This window comes from Paenibacillus endophyticus, from assembly GCF_014192395.1.
In the GTDB taxonomy this organism is placed as follows: domain Bacteria; phylum Bacillota; class Bacilli; order Paenibacillales; family Paenibacillaceae; genus Pristimantibacillus; species Pristimantibacillus endophyticus.
In genome coordinates this window covers 1-1268 of sequence record NZ_JACHXW010000044.1, presented here as the reverse complement: position 1 = coordinate 1268, position 1268 = coordinate 1, and the positions used below count along the sequence as shown (strand labels likewise).

1 protein-coding gene is annotated in these 1268 nt (G+C 43.5%); it reads right to left on the bottom strand.

Features of this window, described 5'->3' with window-relative positions; translation table 11 throughout:
- Window positions 1–60: 60 nt before the first annotated feature.
- A protein-coding gene (locus FHS16_RS31435) for an IS3 family transposase (RefSeq protein WP_246432073.1) occupies window positions 61–1205 on the bottom strand; the annotation gives its coding sequence in 2 pieces (ribosomal slippage) (window positions 61–935 and window positions 935–1205; 1146 coding nt in all).
- Window positions 1206–1268 lie beyond the last annotated feature (63 nt).

The following is a 1268-nucleotide window of genomic DNA, read 5'->3' as shown; positions in this document are numbered from 1 at the left end:
TGACCTTGCCTTAATAAAGTAGACAGCAAGAAAGCCTCATTACAAACGTTAGTCTAATCATTAAACCGCCTCAAAACGCTGTAATGGCGAGATGTAATTGTTGGAGGAATGCGTTCTCCGTCGATTGTAGAACAGCTCAATGTATTCAAATACAGCCTTTTTGGCCTCAGTCCTAGTCTTAAATTTACGCTCATTAAGCCATTCCATTTTGAGTTTTCCCCAGAAAGATTCCATTGGTGCATTGTCGTAGCAATTACCTTTGCGACTCATGCTGCAGACGAAATCGTGTTTCTTCAGGAGACGTTGGTATTTCTTGCTGGCATATTGAACACCACGATCAGAATGGACGATTAAACCTTTAACTGCGCCGGCGCGTCCTATGGCTTGTTTTAATGCAGAAGATACGAGTTCAGTCTTCATACGGCTGTCCATTGCCCAGCCTACGATGGCGCGGCCATGCAGATCCATAACTCCCGCGAGGTAGAGCCAGCCTTCATCGGTAGGAATATACGTGATATCTGTTAACCATTTCTCGCATGGTTTTTTTGTTTCAAAATTTTGATTTAGAAGATTATCCGCGACAGGCAAATTGTGTTTAGAATTCGTTGTCGCCTTGTATTTCTTGACCACTTTAGACCGGATTCCGTTTTCTTGCATGAGACGGGCTACACGGCCTCGGCTAGCTTTCTGGTCAGGTGGTAGATTCTTTGTAATTTGCGGCGACCCGTAGATCTTACGACTTTCATGATGGATATTTCGGATCGTATCTAGCAACTTCCGATTTTCAACACTACGTTTGCTTTCAGGTCGCTTAATATAAGCATAATAGCCGCTTCGAGAGACATGGAGAGCCTGGCACATCTTTGCAATCCGAAATTCGAAGCGGTGTCCATAGATGAACTTGAACGTGTTTACTTCAGATTTTTCGCAAAGTAGGCTGCCGCCTTTTTTAGAATTTCGTTTTCTTCCTTGAGATCAGCGAGTTGCTTACGAAGCCTACGTATTTCCTCATCTTCTGCTTTAAGATTTCCACTGCCGGGAAAGGATTGTTCTCCGTCTTGTTTATACAACTTTACCCAGTCTTTAACCGTCGTATAATGTACGCCTAGTTCCTTGGCTGTTTCAGAAGCTGTTGATTCTTCAGCTAAAATACGCAGGACTACCTGCTCCTTAAATGCCTTGTCGAATTTCTTCCGTTGTCCCATATGAACCCCTCCATGATTTATTATAGAGGTTTTCTTCGTGTCCATCTATTCGGGGCAAGGTCA